Origin of the sequence: Clostridium algoriphilum (assembly GCF_020443705.1) — a bacterium.
In the GTDB taxonomy this organism is placed as follows: Bacteria; Bacillota; Clostridia; order Clostridiales; family Clostridiaceae; genus Clostridium_AD; species Clostridium_AD algoriphilum.
This window is the reverse complement of sequence record NZ_JAIZZK010000011.1, coordinates 80,177-99,075: the sequence shown is the minus strand read 5'-3', so window position 1 is coordinate 99,075 and position 18,899 is coordinate 80,177. Positions and strand designations below refer to the sequence as shown.

21 protein-coding genes are annotated in these 18,899 nt (G+C 31.7%); 13 read left to right on the top strand and 8 right to left on the bottom strand.

Annotated features, from left to right (window positions below):
- Positions 1 to 7 precede the first annotated feature (7 nt).
- The 7 genes from amrA to LGK95_RS10195 all read left to right on the top strand — a co-directional run bounded on the left by amrA (position 8) and on the right by LGK95_RS10195 (position 8,248).
- Positions 8 to 1,408, top strand: a complete 1,401-nt coding sequence (gene amrA, locus LGK95_RS10225; protein WP_226124666.1) for an AmmeMemoRadiSam system protein A — start codon at positions 8 to 10, stop codon at positions 1,406 to 1,408.
- Between the two features lie 11 nt (positions 1,409 to 1,419).
- Positions 1,420 to 2,406: an AmmeMemoRadiSam system radical SAM enzyme gene (gene amrS / locus LGK95_RS10220; protein ID WP_226124664.1), complete on the top strand. Its 987-nt coding sequence runs from the start codon at positions 1,420 to 1,422 to the stop codon at positions 2,404 to 2,406.
- A gap of 332 nt (positions 2,407 to 2,738) precedes the next feature.
- On the top strand, positions 2,739 to 4,295 hold the full coding sequence (locus LGK95_RS10215; protein WP_226124662.1) for an ABC transporter substrate-binding protein: 1,557 nt from the start codon (positions 2,739 to 2,741) through the stop codon (positions 4,293 to 4,295).
- Positions 4,296 to 4,374: 79 nt separating this feature from the next.
- The gene (locus tag LGK95_RS10210) at positions 4,375 to 5,379 is read left to right on the top strand and encodes an ABC transporter permease (RefSeq protein ID WP_226124660.1); all 1,005 of its coding nucleotides are present in this window, start codon (positions 4,375 to 4,377) and stop codon (positions 5,377 to 5,379) included.
- Positions 5,380 to 5,392: 13 nt separating this feature from the next.
- Positions 5,393 to 6,292 carry a nickel transporter permease gene (gene nikC, locus LGK95_RS10205; protein ID WP_226124657.1) on the top strand — a complete coding sequence of 300 codons (900 nt, stop codon included), beginning with the start codon at positions 5,393 to 5,395 and terminating at the stop codon, positions 6,290 to 6,292.
- Positions 6,293 to 6,305: 13 nt separating this feature from the next.
- Complete coding sequence (locus LGK95_RS10200) at positions 6,306 to 7,283, top strand: ABC transporter ATP-binding protein (protein WP_226124655.1); 978 nt, start codon at positions 6,306 to 6,308, stop codon at positions 7,281 to 7,283.
- Positions 7,284 to 7,285: 2 nt separating this feature from the next.
- On the top strand, positions 7,286 to 8,248 hold the full coding sequence (locus LGK95_RS10195; RefSeq protein WP_226124653.1) for an ABC transporter ATP-binding protein: 963 nt from the start codon (positions 7,286 to 7,288) through the stop codon (positions 8,246 to 8,248).
- A gap of 47 nt (positions 8,249 to 8,295) precedes the next feature.
- Here the strand turns inward: LGK95_RS10195 and LGK95_RS10190 are convergent, their stop codons facing one another.
- Genes LGK95_RS10190 through LGK95_RS10180 form a run of 3 tightly spaced genes read right to left on the bottom strand, consistent with a single transcriptional unit; the run spans position 8,296 to position 11,222 of the window.
- Entirely contained in the window at positions 8,296 to 9,252 is a 957-nt protein-coding gene (locus LGK95_RS10190) for an acyl-CoA dehydratase activase (protein ID WP_226124649.1), read from the bottom strand.
- Positions 9,233 to 10,330, bottom strand: coding sequence for a 2-hydroxyglutaryl-CoA dehydratase (locus LGK95_RS10185; RefSeq protein WP_226124648.1), 1,098 nt, complete (start codon positions 10,328 to 10,330; stop codon positions 9,233 to 9,235). The genes LGK95_RS10190 and LGK95_RS10185 overlap by 20 nt, the downstream gene beginning before the upstream one ends.
- Entirely contained in the window at positions 10,284 to 11,222 is a 939-nt protein-coding gene (locus tag LGK95_RS10180) for an acyl-CoA dehydratase activase-related protein (RefSeq protein ID WP_226124646.1), read from the bottom strand. The genes LGK95_RS10185 and LGK95_RS10180 overlap by 47 nt, the downstream gene beginning before the upstream one ends.
- Before the next feature lie 236 nt (positions 11,223 to 11,458).
- Between LGK95_RS10180 and LGK95_RS10175 the strand changes: the two genes are divergently transcribed.
- Positions 11,459 to 11,905, top strand: coding sequence for a MarR family winged helix-turn-helix transcriptional regulator (locus tag LGK95_RS10175; protein ID WP_226124643.1), 447 nt, complete (start codon positions 11,459 to 11,461; stop codon positions 11,903 to 11,905).
- 202 nt (positions 11,906 to 12,107) lie between these two features.
- Positions 12,108 to 12,707 (top strand): nitroreductase family protein, encoded by a 600-nt coding sequence (locus LGK95_RS10170; protein ID WP_226124640.1) that lies wholly within the window; start codon positions 12,108 to 12,110, stop codon positions 12,705 to 12,707.
- Between the two features lie 222 nt (positions 12,708 to 12,929).
- Here the strand turns inward: LGK95_RS10170 and LGK95_RS10165 are convergent, their stop codons facing one another.
- The 5 genes from LGK95_RS10165 to LGK95_RS10145 all read right to left on the bottom strand — a co-directional run bounded on the left by LGK95_RS10165 (position 12,930) and on the right by LGK95_RS10145 (position 15,634).
- Positions 12,930 to 13,163, bottom strand: a complete 234-nt coding sequence (locus LGK95_RS10165; RefSeq protein WP_226124638.1) for a hypothetical protein — start codon at positions 13,161 to 13,163, stop codon at positions 12,930 to 12,932.
- Positions 13,164 to 13,268: 105 nt separating this feature from the next.
- The gene (locus LGK95_RS10160; protein ID WP_226124635.1) at positions 13,269 to 13,625 is read right to left on the bottom strand and encodes a hypothetical protein; all 357 of its coding nucleotides are present in this window, start codon (positions 13,623 to 13,625) and stop codon (positions 13,269 to 13,271) included.
- 186 nt (positions 13,626 to 13,811) lie between these two features.
- Positions 13,812 to 14,267 carry a DUF441 domain-containing protein gene (locus tag LGK95_RS10155; RefSeq protein WP_226124633.1) on the bottom strand — a complete coding sequence of 152 codons (456 nt, stop codon included), beginning with the start codon at positions 14,265 to 14,267 and terminating at the stop codon, positions 13,812 to 13,814.
- Between the two features lie 129 nt (positions 14,268 to 14,396).
- On the bottom strand, positions 14,397 to 14,879 hold the full coding sequence (locus LGK95_RS10150; protein WP_226124631.1) for a GreA/GreB family elongation factor: 483 nt from the start codon (positions 14,877 to 14,879) through the stop codon (positions 14,397 to 14,399).
- A gap of 200 nt (positions 14,880 to 15,079) precedes the next feature.
- On the bottom strand, positions 15,080 to 15,634 hold the full coding sequence (locus LGK95_RS10145; RefSeq protein WP_226124629.1) for a flavodoxin family protein: 555 nt from the start codon (positions 15,632 to 15,634) through the stop codon (positions 15,080 to 15,082).
- A 268-nt stretch (positions 15,635 to 15,902) separates the two neighbouring features.
- Between LGK95_RS10145 and LGK95_RS10140 the strand changes: the two genes are divergently transcribed.
- From LGK95_RS10140 to LGK95_RS10125, 4 genes are all read left to right on the top strand, one after another.
- On the top strand, positions 15,903 to 16,190 hold the full coding sequence (locus tag LGK95_RS10140) for a SoxR reducing system RseC family protein (RefSeq protein ID WP_226124627.1): 288 nt from the start codon (positions 15,903 to 15,905) through the stop codon (positions 16,188 to 16,190).
- A gap of 48 nt (positions 16,191 to 16,238) precedes the next feature.
- Positions 16,239 to 17,156: a S66 peptidase family protein gene (locus LGK95_RS10135; protein ID WP_226124624.1), complete on the top strand. Its 918-nt coding sequence runs from the start codon at positions 16,239 to 16,241 to the stop codon at positions 17,154 to 17,156.
- A 186-nt stretch (positions 17,157 to 17,342) separates the two neighbouring features.
- A complete protein-coding gene (locus LGK95_RS10130; protein WP_404814416.1) occupies positions 17,343 to 17,906 on the top strand; it encodes a sugar O-acetyltransferase in 564 nt (187 codons plus the stop codon).
- 291 nt (positions 17,907 to 18,197) lie between these two features.
- Entirely contained in the window at positions 18,198 to 18,398 is a 201-nt protein-coding gene (locus tag LGK95_RS10125; protein WP_226124620.1) for a hypothetical protein, read from the top strand.
- Positions 18,399 to 18,899: the final 501 nt, after the last annotated feature.

The window sequence follows — 18,899 nt, the reverse complement described above, 5'->3', positions numbered from 1 at the left end:
GATAATAATGGGTAAAATAATAGCTTATTATGCAATGCCACATCCACCTATAATAATTCCAGAGGTAGGACATGGAGAAGAAAAAAAGATAAAAAGCACATATGATGCATGTGAGCTTATTGGACGCGAAATATCAGAAATAAAACCAGAGGTAATAATAATAGTTACACCACATGGTACTATGTTTTCAGATGCTATAGCACTTTCTTTTGAACCAACAATTTCAGGTAGTTTAAAGCAATTTGGTGCTCCACAAGTTTCTATGAATTTTGATATAGATATGGATCTTACACAAGAAATTATGGTGAGGGCGGACAACAGTAAAATACAAACTATTAGTGCAACAGGTAGTAGCCTTAAACAATACGGTGCACAATACGAATTAGATCATGGTAGCATAGTACCGTTATATTTTATTAAAAACAAATACAGTTCTTTTAAACTTGTTCATATTACATACGGTGGACTAACACCTATACAATTATATAAATTTGGTAAACTCATCAAAGAGGCTGTTGAAGAAAGCTATAAAAACGTTGTGTTTATTGGTAGTGGAGATCTCTCGCATCGACTTAAAGAGGAAGGCCCTTATGACTACAATCCAGATGGAGAAAAGTTCGATAGCTCTATAATAAGTTTACTGAAAAAGGGAGATGTAATTGGCGTATTTAATTTAAACTCTGAGATAATTCAAAATGCTGGAGAATGTGCTTTAAGATCTTATTATATAATGCTGGGAGCAATGGATGGCAGAGATATAAAAGGGGAACTTCTTTCTTATGAAGGTACTTTTGGAGTTGGGTATGCGGTAATGAAATTTAAATTTAGTAAGAGTGACAGAGATATATTATCAGAAATTACAGGAAAGAAAAGAGAACAATATAATGAAAGAGTAAATAATGAAGATGTTTATGTTCGACTTGCCAGAGAAAGTCTTACTCATTATATAATAGAAGGGAAGTACATGGATGTACCGAGTTATGTAACTGAAGATATGATAAATACAAAAAGAGGAGTTTTTGTGTCTCTTAAAAAATTTGGTGCATTAAGAGGATGCATCGGTACTATTTTCCCTGTAAGAGATAATATTGCAAAAGAAATTATAGAAAATGCTGTTTCAGCAGGTGAAGGAGACCCAAGGTTTAGTAATGTATCTGTGAATGAACTAGAGGATATTGTTTTTTCGGTAGATGTTTTAACTGAGCCCGAATTAGCTTTAAAAGGAGAATTAGATCCTAAGAAATTTGGAGTGATTGTTCGATGTGGAGTGAAGAGTGGATTGTTACTGCCGGACCTCGATGGCGTTGATACATCAGAGCAACAAATAAGTATTGTACTTAATAAAGCATCAATTCTTCCAAATGAGGATTACTCTATAGAAAAGTTTGAGATTATTAGACATAAATAGGAGTTGGGAATATGGAAAAAGAAGCTTTATTTTATGAAAAACAAGGAGATAAAATAAGTTGCAAACTTTGCCCTCATAACTGTCTTATACAAGTAGGTGCACATGGTAAATGTAATGTACGGATAAATAAAGAGGGAAGACTTTATACTATTAATTATGGAGAAATAACTTCCATTGGACAGGATCCTATAGAAAAAAAGCCATTATATCATTTTAAACCAGGCAGCAATATATTATCTATAGGAAGTTTTGGATGCAATTTTAATTGTGGCTTTTGTCAAAATCATTCAATATCCCAAGGAAGATCAAGTAGCGAATATATACCACCAGAAAAGTTAGTGGAGATATGTAAAAGTCTTAAAAACAATATCGGGTTAGCTTTTACATATAATGAGCCTTCTATTTGGTATGAATATGTATACAATGCATCAAGGTTACTCAAAGAAACCATAAAAGATATAAATATAGTGATAGTGACTAATGGATATATAAAAGAGGAACCTTTAAAAAGGCTTCTTCCTTATGTTGATGCTATGAATATTGACTTAAAAGCCTTTAATAACAAGTATTATAAAGATATTTGTGGAGGAAGTATTGCACCGGTACTCGATACTATTAAGATGTCATCAAAACAGTGTCATGTTGAGTTAACTACGCTGCTTGTAAGTGGTGAAAATGATTCTAGTAGCGAGATTGAAAAAATTGCTGGTTTTATAGCCTCAGTAGATAAAAATATTCCACTTCATTTATCAAGATATTTTCCGAATTACAAGATGGATAACCCACCTACAGAAGTTGAGGTAATGATTAAGGATAGAGAGATAGCAAAGAAATACCTCAACTATGTTTATATTGGTAATGCTAGCGGCATTGATAACTCAACATACTGCCCAAAGTGCGGTAATAATCTTATTGAAAGAGAAGACTACTATATTAAGGTTAATACTAAATTCGGAACATGTGTAAAATGTGGTTATAAAACAAATATTATACTTTAAATATTATATAGGATAATATAAAAATAAAATAAAAGTAATAAAACTTAGCTAGTGTAATAACTATGCTAAGTTTTTTGTATTAGTCCTATAAATTATGTAGAATGTAGCGTGAATATTATATTTAACAATAAGAATTATACGATTTTATGAAAGAAACTGAAAATAAAAGTTCACAAAACTATAATTTATGACATTTTTTATGTCGAATATAGCTATAATACTTAAAAAAATGATTTGATTAAAATATAACTTGCATTCTAAAATATTGGGTGGTAGAATAGGCTAAAATAAATGAATTAAAAAAATTACTTAATTTTAGGGGGCAAATCAATATGAAAAAAAGATATTTGGCTATGATGCTGACGGGAGTACTTGTATTAAGTGCTGCACTTACAGGTTGTGGAGGAACTGCGACCAAAACTGCAACAGCAAAGACATTAGTTTTTTCTCAAGGAGCAGATCCTAGAGGTCTTGACCCAGCATATGTCGATGATGGTGAATCAGCAAAAGTTATGTGTAATATCTATGAAGGTTTAATTAAATACAAAGATGGTTCAACAGAAATTGCGCCTAGCCTTGCAACTGATTGGAAAATTAGTAAAGATGGCAAAGAATACACCTTTAATTTGAGAAAAAATGTTAAGTTCCAAGACGGAACACCATTTAATGCAGATGCTGTTGTATTTAATGTACAAAGACAGATTCCTCCAAAGGCTACAGATGATATGCCATATGCATCATTTACTTATGGACCAGTAGCTAAAATTGAAAAAATAAGCGATTTATCAGTTAAATTTACATTGAAAAATAAATATACGCCATTTCTTGCAAATCTTGCAATGACACTTGCGGCTCCAGTTTTAAGTCCAACAGCAGTTGCAAAATATAAAGGTAAACTAATGGAGAACCCGGTTGGAACAGGCCCATATACTTTTGTATCTTGGGACAAAAATCAATCGTTAAAACTTAAAAAGAACGATACTTATTGGGGAGTTAAGCCAAAGGCTGATAATGTAGTATTTAAGTTTACAAAAGAGAATTCAGTTCGTGCCAGTGATTTAATGACCGGTGGGACAGATATAATTGATGGAGTTGACCCTAATGATATTGCGAAATTAAAATCTAGTAATATGAAAGTATACCAAAGCGATGGAATGAATATTAACTACATGGCATTTAATTGTTCAAGAGCACCATTTAATGATGCTAAGCTACGAGAAGCTATTTCCCATGCCATTAATCGTGACGAATTAGTTAAATATTTATATCAAGGATATTCAAGTGTAGCTAACAGCCCACTTCCATCCTTTATTCCTGGTTATGACAAGGCGGTTGAGCCTTACAATTATGATGCAGCAAAAGCGAAACAAATGCTTAAGGATGCTGGTAAATCAGATTTAAAGGTTAAGATTATTACTTATTCTAATCCTAGACCTTATAATACAGTGGGAGGACAAAAACTTGCAGAATCAGTTCAAAACTACTTAGCTAAAATTGGAGTAACTGCAACAATAGATTCTTACAACTGGACTGATTACAAAGCAAAGCTTGCTAATGGAGAAGGAGATATATTCTTCTATGGTTGGACAGGTGATAATGGTGATGCAGATAATTTCCTTTCACTATTTGATTCGCATGAAATTAAATCTACTTTGAATTCAGCTCAATATTCAAGTCCTGCAGTGGATGCTTTGCTTGTAAAAGGTAGAGAATTACCAAATGGAGTTGAAAGAGATAAAGTTTATAAAGAACTTCAACAGATAGTTGCAAAGGATGCACCATGGCTTCCAATATCTCATTCACAAGTCCTTGCAGCATACTCACCTAAAGTTACTGGCTTTTCAGTACATCCAACAGGATCAGTATTTTTTAGTGGTGTAGATAAGTAATTATATTTTACAATGATTTTTAGGTGGAATATCGCAAGCCGCGGTATTTCACTTTTTAAGATTTAAGGAGGAGGTAACCATGGTTAAATATATTATTAAACGACTACTTTTACTATTACCAGTTATTATTGGAGTATCAATACTTGTTTTTTTGGTTATGCATTTGTTTACCACGGATCCAGCTTCCACAATTCTTGGGCAGCATGCAAGCCAAAGTCAAATCATAGCTTTAAGAGAACAACTTGGACTTAATAAGCCTATTTATGTTCAGTATTGGGATTTTCTAAGTGGGATATTTCATGGAGATTTGGGAGATTCACTTATGTCAAAAACTCCGGTATGGGATGAAATAATGGCGCGTTTCCCAGCTACAATTGAACTTGCATTAGCTGCCATTGTATTTTCTTCTATTTTTGGAGTAATTATGGGCGTTATTTCTGCAATTAAACAAAACTCAATTATTGATTATATCTGTATGATAATATCATTACTAGGAGTATCTATGCCTATATTCTGGTTAGGATTAATTTTTATATTAGTTTTTGCAGTTCAACTTCAATGGTTGCCCGTATCTGGGAGAATAGATATAGGCCTTGAACCAATTAGAATTACAGGGCTATACTTAGTTGATTCTTTAGCTACAGGTAATATAGTGGCGTTTTCTAGTGCTTTAAAACATCTCATTATGCCGGCAGTAGCCCTTGGATCAGCATCGACTGCTATTATTGCAAGAATGACTCGTTCTACCATGCTTGAGGTCGTTAGGCAGGATTATATTAGGACAGCCAGAGCAAAGGGACTTTTAGAAAGGCCAGTTATTTTTGGACATGCACTTAAAAATGCTTTAATACCAATTATAACAGTAATAGGGCTTCAGCTAGGATCTTTATTAGGTGGAGCAGTACTCACAGAGACTGTATTTTCATGGCCAGGTGTTGGTAAATATGTAGTAGATGCAATTTTAGTCACAGATTATCCTGTGGTTCAAGGTACGGTTATGATGATGGCAGTAATTTTTGTGCTTGTTAATTTAATCGTAGATATAATTTATGCGTTTATAGATCCAAGAATTAAATATTCTTAAAGGAGTGATATAAATGACAACTAAAAATTTAAATGAAAATGAAGAAATACAGTTGCAACAAACTCCTAAAGAAGAATCTAAATTTGGTAATGCGTGGTATATGTTAAGGAAAAATAAAGCAGCCCTAGTTGGGCTCATAATAATAATAATTCTATTGTTCGTTGCTATTTTTGGACCATTAATTATGCCTTATAAACCGAATATAGGGGAATTATCACAAAGTCTTCAAAAGCCATCGCTTGCTCATTGGTTTGGAACAGATGAGCAGGGTCGTGATATTCTAAGCAGGATAATAGATGGTACAAAAATCTCTTTAAGAGTAGGTGTTACAGCTGTTGCAGTAGCATTATCCATAGGAATTTTTGTAGGGTCAATAGCAGGGTATTATGGCGGCAAGGTAGATATGTTAATTATGAGATTTATGGATATTATACTTGCATTTCCATCGTTATTATTGGCAATTGCTTTTATGAGTGTACTCGGTAAAGGTATAGATAACGCTATAATTGCAATTAGTATTGTTACTATTCCTGAATACGCGAGAATTGTTCGCGGTTCTATATTGTCTATTAAAGATAGTGAATATGTTCAAGCTGCAAGGGTTATAGGAAATAGTGATGCTGCTATAATATTTAAGCACATATTGCCTAATGTAATTTCTCCTATAATTGTACGTGCCACGCTTGGGGTATCTAACGCTATATTAGATACGGCAGCTCTTGGGTTTTTAGGACTTGGAGTACAACCTCCACAAGCAGAATGGGGAAGTATGCTAGGGGCAGGACGTGGATATTTTTATAATGCTTCTCATATAATTCTTTTCCCAGGCATTGCTATAACTATAACTGTACTTGCATTCAATCTATTTGGTGATGGACTCCGAGATGCATTGGATCCAAAGCTTCATCAATAAGGGGGATAACATAATGTTATTAGAGGTCAAAAATTTACAAACTCAGTTTAGAGTTAAGGGTGGACTTGTAAATGCAGTAGATGGCGTTGATTTTGAAGTGGATAAAGGTGAAATATTAGCCATTGTTGGTGAATCGGGAAGCGGCAAAAGTGTAACTTCACTATCTATTTTGAGCCTTATACCAAATCCACCTGGTAAAATTATAGGTGGAGAAATTTTGTTTAAAGGTGAAGATTTATTAAAAAAAAGTAAAAAGGAGATGCAGAATATAAGAGGAAACGAAATATCTATGATATTTCAAGAACCTATGACTTCTTTGAATCCTGTAATTTCTATAGGAAAGCAAATATCAGAAACTTTAATTAGACACAGAAAATTAAAAAAACATGAGGCAATAGCTGAGGCGGTTAAGATGCTAGAGCTTGTAGGTATACCAACTCCAGATAAGAGGATAAATGATTATCCTCATCAATTAAGTGGTGGTATGAGGCAAAGGGTAATGATTGCAATGTCGCTTTCGTGTACTCCGGAATTACTTATTGCAGATGAACCTACAACGGCTCTTGATGTTACTATACAAGCCCAAATATTAGATTTAATTGTAAATTTAAAAAACAAACTAAATACTGCAATTCTTTTAATTACCCATGATCTTGGGGTAGTCGCAGAAACAGCAGATAAGGTTGTAGTAATGTATTGTGGTAAGATTGTTGAAAAAGCAACTTCACTTCAGCTTTTTGAAAAGCCATTACACCCTTATACTAAAGGCTTATTGCTTTCCATACCTAAGGTAGATGAAAAGGTAGATCAGTTATTTATGATCCCTGGTATGGTACCTAATCCTTTAAATATGCCAAAGGGATGTTCCTTTAGTGACAGATGTAGTAAATGTATGGACATTTGCTCGCAAAAACAACCAGAACTTGTGGAATATGAAGGTAGAAAAGTTCGTTGTTTTTTATACAGTGAAAAACAGGAAGGACAGGTGTAAATATGGAACCATTATTAGAGGTTAAAAATTTAAAAAAATATTTTCCTGTACAATCTGGTGTATTTGGCAGAACAACAGATTTTGTTAAGGCTGTTGACGGTGTATCATTTAACATTTATAAGGGTGAAACTTTAGGTTTAGTTGGAGAGTCTGGTTGTGGCAAATCAACAACTGGTAGAATGCTTGTAAATTTAATGGTCCCAACCTCAGGTCAAGTAATTTTTGAAGGGAGAGATATAGCTCAGTTATCCAAGAAAGAACAAAAGAACATGAGGAAAAACATTCAAATCATATTTCAAGATCCTTACTCCTCTCTTAATCCAAGAATGAGCATTGGAGATATAATAGCTGAACCTATGAAGGTAAATAAAACAGAAAAGAGAGAGAATATAGAAAAAAGAGTTCTCTCACTTTTAAATTGTGTTGGACTCGCTAGTTTTCATAGAAATAGGTATCCTCATGAATTTAGTGGTGGTCAAAGACAAAGAGTTGGTATTGCTAGAGCGCTTTCTTTAAATCCTAAGCTTATAGTATGCGACGAACCAGTATCAGCATTAGATGTTTCTATACAAGCTCAAGTGCTAAATTTACTTCATGATTTGCAAAAAGAATTTGATTTGACTTATTTATTCATTGCACATGGACTAAATGTAGTTAAACATGTAAGCACAAGAGTTGGTGTAATGTATTTAGGAAAGATGGTAGAATTAGCAGATGGAGATATACTTTACCATGAACCTAGACATCCATATTCCCAAGCATTACTTTCAGCAATTCCAATTCCAGATCCAACTAAGAAGAAAAATAGAATAATATTAACTGGTGATGTACCAAGTCCAATTAATCCACCTTCCGGATGTAGTTTTCATACAAGATGTTTTAAGTGTACAGATGTTTGTAAAAAAGAAGAACCTAAGTTTGAAGATATAGGTGGAGGACATCTTGTAGCTTGCTGGAATTTGTAAAAAAAAATAGACAATTTAGTGTTGTCTATTTTTTTTTTTATTGAATTTTATATCACCATCTTGTTACTCCATTTGCCACATCTGTCTCCAAAGCAACCTACAGTTTTTTCTCCGTCTTTTATTGCAATTACTTCACAATTATTACCACAACCATTACATTCAATGTTTCTTGGTACAAAATCATTAAATGCTATTTCAAAACCTTTAAAATTTGTTGTGCCTATCTTCATGACTTTTTCCTTTGCAAGTATTGCGGACCCTATAGCCCCCATTACATTATAATGCTCTGGAACATAAACCTCGGTATCTAAGGCTTTTTCAAAAGCTGATTTAATTCCAATATTAGCTGCAACTCCACCTTGGAAAAATATTTTAGAGCGGATTTGTTTTCCTTTTCCTACATTACTTAGATAATTCCTTACCATTGCCTCACAAAGACCTCCTATTATGTCTTCTTCATTATATCCAAGCTGTTGCTTATGAATCATATCAGATTCTGCAAAAACAGCACATCTTCCAGCTATTCTTACAGGTGCCTTTGACTTTAATGCATATTCTCCAAAATCTTCAATGGGTATCTCCAATCTTTCTGCTTGCCTATCAAGAAAAGATCCTGTACCTGCTGCGCATACGGTATTCATTGCAAAATCTGTTACTATGCCATTTTTTAATAGAATTATCTTTGAATCTTGACCTCCAATTTCTAATATAGTATTTACCTCTTTGTCAATTTCAAGTGATGCAACTGCATGAGCAGTAATTTCATTTTTCACTATGTCTGCTCCTATTAAAAAGGATGCCATTTGTCTTCCGCTACCGGTGGTGCCAACTGATTTTATTTGCTTAGTATCATATTTTTCGCTTAGAATTTTTAATCCATCTTGAATTGCTTTTATAGGTTTACCTTTTGTTCTCAAGTATAATTTTTCTATAACATTTAATGCATTATCTAATAGTACAATGTTAGTACTTACAGATCCTACATCAACTCCCATATAGTACATTGTTTTTCCTCCTTTCTAACATATCTACAAATGCTTCTATTCTAGTAATATATCCTGCTTCTCCAGTCATTTCATCTACGATTAGAGTCATTATCGGAAAATCTTTATCGTTAGAAATTGAGGTTAAAATTGCTTTCGATACAATTTCCGGCATACATCCCATAGGGAAAATTTGAATTGCTCCATCAAAATTCTCTTTCTTTGCAATAAGTACTTCGCCTATACATTCTCTAGCATGCCCACCAATATAATAGGGAAGATACTCTCTAGAGGCTTTTCTTATGTCAATTGAGTTAAGTTTAAAAGGACTAAGTATTGCATCTTTAATCCACCAACTAGGGGTAAGCATTCTTTTAGTGGATACTCCATAATCCATGAGTTTATCTTCTATATATAGATTAGAAAAGGGTTCAATTACAGTATAGATCTCACCTATAATTGCAATTTTTACTGGGGACTTATGTTTATTGAGTGGAATCTCGCTTAAATTATTCTTATATACCTTTAAAATATTTACCATTTGTAATGGTGAAATAGCTTTCTCAGCATTTTCAATGCACTCTTTTAAAAGCTTCTTGAAGTCTCCTTTGTTGACTTCAAAACCTGCTAGATAATGTACCTTGCTTTCAATTTTTTCTATAAGCTCAATCACGGTATAGGCTACTTTTAATGCTCGTATTTTTTTAACTTTACCTACTGGGCTATTATTTGAGATCTTGGATAGACGATTTAAAAATTCAACTTTGCCTATGTCAAAAGGGTTATCTATTACAATAAAAGTTAGATCGTGTCCCATCCTCTTTAGTGCATTTATCTGTAATTCACAATACTCACCAAATCTACAAGGACCACAACTCCCAGGAAGGATTATGGTATCGGCTCCTAGCTCTATACTCTGCAAATAATTGCCCATCATAATTTTATAAGGTAGGCACATTTCTTCAGGAGAAAACTTTGATCCGAGTTCCAATGCCTCGGTGTTATTAACTGGTGGAATTATGCATTCTATACCTAACCCATCAAATAGTGCTTTAGCTGCAAGATGTGTGTTGCCGAAATGTGGAAATGTTATCTTCATTATTATTTTTCCTTTCGATCATATCAATAAAAGCCTCGATTCTTGTGTCTATGCCGCCTTCACCAGTATGTTCATCAACTTTTAAAACTAAAAGAGGAAAATCTCCAATTTTTTCTTTGATAAGTTCAATTACAACAGAATCTATCCCGCAAGCAAAGGAAGATAAGTATATTGCACCATCGGTTTCTTCGTTTTTTGCTATACTAGCTGTAAATCCATAAGAATTTGCACCAAAAGTCCAAAAAGGACGTTTAAAAAGAGTCTTTACTTCCGATTTTATTTGTTCTTCCTTAGCATATTCCTCTGTTACAACCCCAACTCCCAATTTATTTAATTTTTTTACTATGTTCATATTAATAAAAGTATCGTATAGATTGTATGGATGTCCTACTAATGCAATAGTTATTTTAAAGCCTTCATCCTTAATACCAAATTTTGTGTTTCTCTGTTCGCCTAGAGCTTTCTTAAATGCAATTTTTATCATACTTTTATCTTTAGTAATCATCCCAGCTAGTTTTTTACACCAAGTATATAATTCCTTCTCATTAGTTGCATATATAGGTTCTATCATTACCTTTGGCATATTAGGTATGCTGCATAATATCATTTCTGGAAGCCCGCAAAACTTCGGGCATATAAACTCCCGCTCACGTAACCTCATAAACCTTGGTATTATTAGTAAATCGCATTTGTCCTTGATATCTAATATATGTCCATGAAATATTTTTATAGGCAGGCAGGCCTCGTCTACACAGTATTTAATTCCTTCATTTAAAATGTTCTTATTTGTATCGGTAGATGTAATTATTTCTGCATCTAGTTCAATCAAGAACCTTTCTATAAAAGGGTAGTATTTATAATATAACAAACCTTTAGGAATACCAACTTTCATATCTTCCTCCTTGCATCTCTTTCTACTATCACTTTTTTTATTCTGAACTATTAAGTCATAAAATATTCCTAAATTCAATAAATATGGTATATTTATTTAAATTTATATACAACAACTATTAAATTTAAAGATTCATATTAACTTTGGAGCTATCCTTTCGTTAGCTGTTTTAAAATAATTAACATGAAAATAAAAAAATGCTTGACGTTATTACTAGTTAGTAATATATTATATGTATGGATAAAGAAAAAAGTAATTACGGAGAGTTAGTGGATTTAAATTTAAAAGCATTAATTGCATTAAGCAGATGTGCTCAAAGTGTTCATAAAAGAGAATATAAAACCATAAAAGAGGGAGGGCTAACGGTTTCTCAGTTTGCAGTACTTGAAGTGCTGTATCATAAAGGAGATTTAAGAGTCAGTGAGATAATTGAAAAAATTCTTTCGACAGGTGGTAATATGACTGTTGTTATAGATAATTTAGCTAAGGAAAATTTGGTTAAGAGATGTATTGATCCAAAGGATAGAAGAGTTAATTTAATAAGTATTACTGATGAGGGTAGAAAACTCATAAGTGGAATGTTTCCAAAACATCTGGAAAATATAAATGATGTATTTAGTATACTAACATCAGAAGAAAAGAAAAACTTAATAAGTTTATTAAAAAAATTATCAGGTGTATAAATATATGTATTTTCTCTTTTAACAGTTTAATACTAACTAGTAATAAATTATTTGCTGTTTTACTTAAGATATAGAGTGGTTGCTTAGTTTTTGTAAAAAATGAAGAATCAATCTATGCTTACATTTAAATAAGTAGAATACATTAACTTCTATATGTAAATAATGAGAAAATAATATTTAATTAAAATTGGAGGAAAATAATATGAAAAAAGATTTTTATACTGCTGTAGCAGACAGACATTCATTTTATGGTATAAGTAAGGAAAATGTAACAACGGACGAGGTAATTAAGGAAGTTATTGAACAAGCTGTAAAAAATACACCATCAGCATTTAATTCTCAAAGTGCAAGAGTAGTTTTATTATTGGGAAAATATCACGATAAATTATGGGATATTACAAAGGAAGCTTTAAGAAAAATTGTCCCAGCTGAGCAATTTGGATCTACAGAAGAAAAAATAAATTCATTTGGAAATGGGTATGGAACAGTACTATTCTTTGAAGATGCTAAGGTTATCGAAAATCTTCAGACTAAATTTCCTCTTTATAAGGATAATTTCCCAGGATTTTCGCTACAATCAAGTGGGATGCATCAATATGTTGTATGGACTGCATTAGAAATTGAAGGTTTTGGGGCATCATTACAACACTATAATGAACTCATTGAAGCAGAAGTTAAAAAAGAATGGGACATATCAGACAGTTGGAAACTTGTTTCACAAATGCCATTTGGTAAACCAACAGCACAACCTGATGAAAAACAATTTGAACCATTAGAAAATCGTATTAAGATATTTAAATAATTTTAAAGCTAATAGAAAATGCATTCTATATTGTGATTATAAACATATATAGAATGCATTTTGTAAAATCAATATATTTACTATAATGATGGCCACGAATCTATTGAACTAAACGATTCAATTTATGTATTAAAGACTGACATAAATTTAATTTAAAAACCAGGACGCCATTCATTTAATGGTATTTAGGTACTTACTAAAAAAAGTAAGTGCCTCTTTAATTTATATAACCTGTTCTAATTTAAAACTATCTGCAATTCCAGTTAAATACATAATTACATCCAACTTTGATGAAAATTTAAAGTTTTCTATAATGTTAATAATCTTTTGTTCAGTTCCTTTCTTTTTTAGTACTTCAATAAGTTGAGCAACTGTTAGTTTACTATTGTTAATTCTGCAATTAATTTCTTCCAAGGGCGATATCTCAAATGTTTCCATTAAGTATTTTTTTAGCATATTAAAACCTCCAAAATTTAGTTTAAATGTTAACGTTTTCATTGCATTTATCTCTTATCCTTGTTAATCTTAATTTCATTCTCTATAGTAATATAAATAACTCTATTATGTCAGTATTTTAATATTCTTTTCATACAAAGGTTTAAAATAAACATTACCTACACCATAAAAATTAATTACCTCCTCTATTTTAAAAATATTACCTGGTAATCGTCCCTCTTCAATCCCCTTAATTCTATTTTTTAATATATCCATTGCATGTAGTCCGATATATTGACTTTCGTGACTTGAAAGCTCACTTTTATACGGTTCGTTTAGGTGAAGTATATCTTTATAACTATTCACCATAAAAGAATTTACTAGTACTACGTAGTCCTTTTCTTTATCGAGACCTAATTCTACTACTGAGTAGTAATTGCTATACTCATCTACTACTAAATCAATAACACTTCTTAATTCCATTCTCTTTCACCTCCCTTTAGTAAACTACATACATATGTTTAATTCACTAAGTACAAGTCAAAATCCTTTAAAATTAGTGCTTTTATTATTATATGCATATAATTATGGTTATAAATCAAATATAAGATAATAAAATTTGTAGCCACATAGCAGACATTAATTCCACTATATGGCTACAAATTCAGTCTATTGATGAATCATCTTTGCAAATATGGCTAATATTCCTGATGTGATAAGTGGACCTACAGGCACTCCTCCTAAAAAGGATGCAGCAGCAACTGCTCCTATTATCATTGCAGGCATAATATCACCATGTCCCTGGACAGTAAGATAGTTCAAGCCTTGTCCGCTTAAATATGTTGTTAAAAATGAAAGAACTAGAGCTGTTATACCTATCCAAGATGTGAATACGCTTTTTATATTTTGAACTGTAACGTGACCATTAGCAAGAGGTATCATAATGGCAGCTATAAGAAGTATAAGTCCATATGTCATTCCACTCTTTTCTATAGTTGGATACACATATTTATCTATACCTAAGAGCTTTAGCATAAGTAAAGCACAAGTAGCAATAGCAACTGAATTAGCCTTGCCAAGTATTGCAGCAGCAAGGATAGCCAATAAAATAATAGTGGAACTCAAAACAAATCATCTCCTAAAGTATTATTTATATGGTGAAATAATAAATTACTCACTTAATATACTATTCAAAATATATTATATTGATTCTAGTATGTTTATGTATTTGACCAATATTAAACCGGGGCATATCTACTTAGGTAATGACTCTTTAGTTATATCTACTAACTCTATTTTATAATTTCCATCAGGAGATTTTACCTCGATTATCTCTCCAATTTTTTTTCCAAACAATACTTTTCCTATCGGAGACTCAATACTATATTTTCCATTTAATATATCGACTTGAAGTGTTGTAACAAGTTCTATTTCTTCTATATCATCACTGCCTTCAAATCTTATTAATAATTTGTTACCTATATTTGCACCTTTAGTAATACCTATAACATCATCTATAACTTCAGCAGTTCTAATCATTTTTATAAGATAGCCCATTCTCCTAAAGTTTTCGTACATATTTGATTTTGCAGCTTTGTATTCGGCATTTTCAGAGCGATCACCATGAGCCGCAGCTACCATTTTCTCATGTGCTATTTCCATTGTTAAAGGGCCTTTACGATAATCAAATTCCTTTTGTAGTTCTTCAATATCTTTTTTAGTAAGTCTATTATTCATTTTTGTCACCTCCTCTTACTTTTATTTATTTAATTTTATCCTTATTTGTAAAAATTATATTTTATTACTTAAGACTACTATTATAACACCAAGACACTATAAAGCGAATATATATAGGAGTAATACTATTATATTGAAAGCTACTGTAATGGCAAAAAAAATAAACTTACAAATATGTTTGTAAGTCTACTCAATTTCATTTACAGCTTTAAGCTTTCTGCCATGCTTTTTGCAGCTTCTCTTATGGTAGTTAACTTGTAATCTTTGTTTTTTCTGGTTACCCCTATGAAATCATATTTTACACCCTTAACGTGATCTACGAACCTTTCAAAAGTAGCAAGACAAGAAATGCATCCGTTACCAGTTCCTCCAGGGGCAGCAACACATATAAATGGTTTGCCAAATAAATTGTTTTTTTCACCATTTGAAGCTTCACATCTTCGTAGCCTATCAATAAATGCCTTTAGCGATTCGCTCATATCACCCCAGTAGACAGGGGTGATAATTATGTATGCATCTGCCTCTGTCACCTTAGCGTGTAGCTTTTGAAAATCATCCTCAACTTGACACGTATGTTTATTAAGGCATGTACCCCATCCGCTTCCGCACGCATGGCAGGATGGAATATTTAATGTGTTGAGATTTATTATTTGAGCAATAGCGGAGCTCATTTCTGCTCCTATTTTTGCTTCTTCACCACAGGCAGCTGTTAAACCATCATTATTAGGACTTGAAGTAAGTATCATTATCTTCATTTAAAACCCTCCGTATTATATTGTATTATTGTACTTTCTATTATATTTTAGTACATTAGATGCTTAGTGGCAAATTTAAGGTTTTCACAAATATGGATGATTATATTATTACATTAATAGTTATTTGTGAGATCAAATGTTTGTCTATAGCATGTTGATTATTTTATATAAAACATATATAATTTTAAGGTAGTATAGTAGATGTTTTAAACATACTTTACTCAATTATAATGACTATTTTTGTTATTAGATTTGAAAGGAGATTAGTATGAAAGTAGACCAATTCAAAAGAGATGAAGAAAAGACAACTATAAAAGAAAAAAAGACTAATATGTTATTAGCATCTTTTATGCTTTTTATATTTCCACTAATATTAGTAGTTATTGGAGTGGTTTTAGGACAACATATAGGGGGATTTATTGGAGCACCTATCCAAGTATCTCAAATATTTGGTGGGATAATTGCTTTTGTATTAGCGATTGCATTAATTAAAATGTTTGATAAATCAGCTGTGGTAGATACTAAAGAAGAAAAGATTTATTGGGATGATTTGTAGATATATTATAAAGTATATTATTTTAATTAATTTGAGGAAGTGTTAATAATGCTGGGAAAAAGGTTATGTTTAGGAGCCACTATTGGGATTATTTCGCCTGCCAGTCCAGAAGATGTTGGAGCTATAAAAAAAGGAATACTATTTTTAAAGAACCAAGGGTTTAATATAATAGAGGGAACCCATCTATATGATAAATGGGGATACCTTGCTGGTAAGGATAAAGATAGAGCATCTGATATTATGGAAATGTTTAAAAACAAAGCAGTAGATATGATACTTTGCATAAGAGGGGGGTATGGCTCAAGTAGATTATTACCCTATCTTGATTATGATGTAATAAGGAATAATCCAAAGATATTTGCAGGTTTTAGTGATATAACTGTTTTCTTAAACTCTTTTTATGAAAGATGTAACCTTACCACATTTCATAGTCCAATGGGTACTTCTAATCTAGAAGATACCGAAACCTATAAAAGTTTTATGTTCACACTTATGCAGGGGTATAAGCCATATACTATTAAAAATCCAAATGAATTCACAACGGAGTGCATAGTTCCAGGTATAGTTGAGGGTGATTTAATAGGTGGTAATCTTGGGTTAATATGCAACTCACTTGGGACACCCTATGAAACCGATATGAAAGATAAAATACTCTTTATAGAAGAGGTTTGTGAGGCTCCTTATAGGGTTGATAGAATACTAACACAACTATTGTTAGCGAATAAACTTCAACAATGCAAGGGGATTATTTTAGGCCAATTTAAAGATTGTGGTTTACCTCATTATGAAAGAAGCCTTACCTTAGAAGAAGTTTTTCAAGATAGGTTATACAATTTAGATATTCCTATGTTTTCAGGATTTTGCTCAGGTCATGACTATCCCAAACTTACACTTCCAATTGGAGCAAAGGTAAGAATGAATGCAGAAACTGGAGTTATTAATGTAATGGAAGCTGTAGTAGAATAATAAAAAAGCATGGAAACTAATATCAACAATTTACTTAAGATTACGTTTTTTAGTACTTGAATCTTATTTTATATAAACTAAAGGGCTACGGCAAAGAATGCTATAGCCCTTTAGTGTGTTACATAGATGCTAACAACTACTTTAAGAATTAATAAATAAAAAATATGATTTTACATACAGGAGGATATGATGAAAAATGAACGAGATAAAATGATTGATGGTGAATTGTATGATGCTTTAAGTCCTATTTTTGATGAAGATAAAAAGAAGGCAAGACAGCTAACATCCGAATACAACTTAACAAAAGAAGGTCAGAAGGAACAGAGGTTGAGAATACTAAAGGAGCTGTTAGGTACTTGTAGTGAGCTAACATTTATAGAACCTACTTTTAAATGTGATTACGGATATAATATTCATATAGAAGGATTGTTTGTAGCCAATTTTGACTGCCTTATGCTGGACAGTTGTGAAATTAGAATAGGTAAAAATTGTTTTATGGGTCCAAGGACTTGTATTTATACAGCTTGCCATCCAATCAACGCAGGAGAAAGAAATAGAGGGATATCATTTGGAAAACCTGTAAAAATTGGAGAAGATGTTTGGTTTGGTGGTAATTGCGTAGTACTTCCAGGGATTACAATTGGAGATAATGCGATTGTGGCAGCTGGTTCTGTTGTTACAAAAGATGTACAAGCAAATACAATGGTAGGTGGGAATCCAGCTAAATTAATAAAAATTATTGAACCATGATTATTAGATATAATTTGGAAAAGCTAGTTAAGGTGGTGTAAAGCCACATTAGCTGGCTTTTTTGTTTTAAACAACATATTGTTATAGGTGTGTTATGGAGCAAGTTGCACAACTTCAGTCAGAACTTGTATTAAAAATATCTCTACATTAATGTAGGTGTTTTCAATATGTAAAATAATGGTCAAGTTGGATATGGCTATATTCATGAAAGGTGATTGATTTATATATAATTGGTCAATAATAAGGGTATACACAAACTTTTAGTGGGAACAATTCAAAGGAGAGGATATTATGGCACAATATAATAAAAAAAACAGTTTACATAGTCAAATTAGTAGTAATCATATCAGTGATTTAAGTTGCAATAGTTCTGTTAGCACAAAAGCAAGTATATTAGAAGGGCAAAGAGCATGTGATAATACATGTTCATTACAAAAAAATATGACAGATGATGAGTTAATTAAAAATTTATTTCCGAAAACTATATTTTGATATTCTCAAAAGTACTCAGATTAAGAAGATATCATTAAATACAAACTTAATTAACTAGCATCACCTAAATGTGTAATATTAAGAACTATTAATAATAGTTCTATTTTTTTTGTGAAATATTAACTTGAGATCTAATGTATCTCAAGTAATGAATGTGAGAATTAAAAAACTTTCAGAATGTAATTGCAATATAATAAAAAGGATTTTAGATGAATTTAGTAAAAGTGTCAACGATTTCATGAAAAAATGAATGATATATTAAGTTTTTTTAAATAAAAAAGTCAAAAACACTTGACTAAACAGTGAAAAAACGGTAATATAAGAAACAATTAATCAAACAAAAACAGACAATTATGACTAATTAATTTATTGAATAATTCATTTTAAAAACAATAACAAAAAAATAAATTAAATTCATGATTATCATTTGTTCATGTTTTGATTATCTTATATAATTTGTATTTTTAGGACATGCTCTATAAAATTCAACAAAGATAGATA

Coding starts and splice junctions, on each gene's coding strand:
- nikC (WP_226124657.1), top strand. CDS start 5,393: ATGACAACTAAAAATTTAAATGAAAATGAAGAAATACAGTTGCAACAA.
- LGK95_RS10150 (WP_226124631.1), bottom strand. CDS start 14,879: ATGAATAATAGACTTACTAAAAAAGATATTGAAGAACTACAAAAGGAA.
- LGK95_RS10185 (WP_226124648.1), bottom strand. CDS start 10,330: ATGAAGATAACATTTCCACATTTCGGCAACACACATCTTGCAGCTAAA.
- LGK95_RS10145 (WP_226124629.1), bottom strand. CDS start 15,634: ATGAAGATAATGATACTTACTTCAAGTCCTAATAATGATGGTTTAACA.
- LGK95_RS10215 (WP_226124662.1), top strand. CDS start 2,739: ATGAAAAAAAGATATTTGGCTATGATGCTGACGGGAGTACTTGTATTA.
- LGK95_RS10195 (WP_226124653.1), top strand. CDS start 7,286: ATGGAACCATTATTAGAGGTTAAAAATTTAAAAAAATATTTTCCTGTA.
- LGK95_RS10210 (WP_226124660.1), top strand. CDS start 4,375: ATGGTTAAATATATTATTAAACGACTACTTTTACTATTACCAGTTATT.
- LGK95_RS10140 (WP_226124627.1), top strand. CDS start 15,903: ATGAAAGTAGACCAATTCAAAAGAGATGAAGAAAAGACAACTATAAAA.
- LGK95_RS10175 (WP_226124643.1), top strand. CDS start 11,459: ATGGATAAAGAAAAAAGTAATTACGGAGAGTTAGTGGATTTAAATTTA.
- LGK95_RS10190 (WP_226124649.1), bottom strand. CDS start 9,252: ATGTACTATATGGGAGTTGATGTAGGATCTGTAAGTACTAACATTGTA.
- LGK95_RS10180 (WP_226124646.1), bottom strand. CDS start 11,222: ATGAAAGTTGGTATTCCTAAAGGTTTGTTATATTATAAATACTACCCT.
- LGK95_RS10125 (WP_226124620.1), top strand. CDS start 18,198: ATGGCACAATATAATAAAAAAAACAGTTTACATAGTCAAATTAGTAGT.
- LGK95_RS10135 (WP_226124624.1), top strand. CDS start 16,239: ATGCTGGGAAAAAGGTTATGTTTAGGAGCCACTATTGGGATTATTTCG.
- LGK95_RS10160 (WP_226124635.1), bottom strand. CDS start 13,625: ATGGAATTAAGAAGTGTTATTGATTTAGTAGTAGATGAGTATAGCAAT.
- amrS (WP_226124664.1), top strand. CDS start 1,420: ATGGAAAAAGAAGCTTTATTTTATGAAAAACAAGGAGATAAAATAAGT.
- LGK95_RS10170 (WP_226124640.1), top strand. CDS start 12,108: ATGAAAAAAGATTTTTATACTGCTGTAGCAGACAGACATTCATTTTAT.
- amrA (WP_226124666.1), top strand. CDS start 8: ATGGGTAAAATAATAGCTTATTATGCAATGCCACATCCACCTATAATA.
- LGK95_RS10200 (WP_226124655.1), top strand. CDS start 6,306: ATGTTATTAGAGGTCAAAAATTTACAAACTCAGTTTAGAGTTAAGGGT.
- LGK95_RS10165 (WP_226124638.1), bottom strand. CDS start 13,163: ATGCTAAAAAAATACTTAATGGAAACATTTGAGATATCGCCCTTGGAA.
- LGK95_RS10130 (WP_404814416.1), top strand. CDS start 17,343: ATGATGAAAAATGAACGAGATAAAATGATTGATGGTGAATTGTATGAT.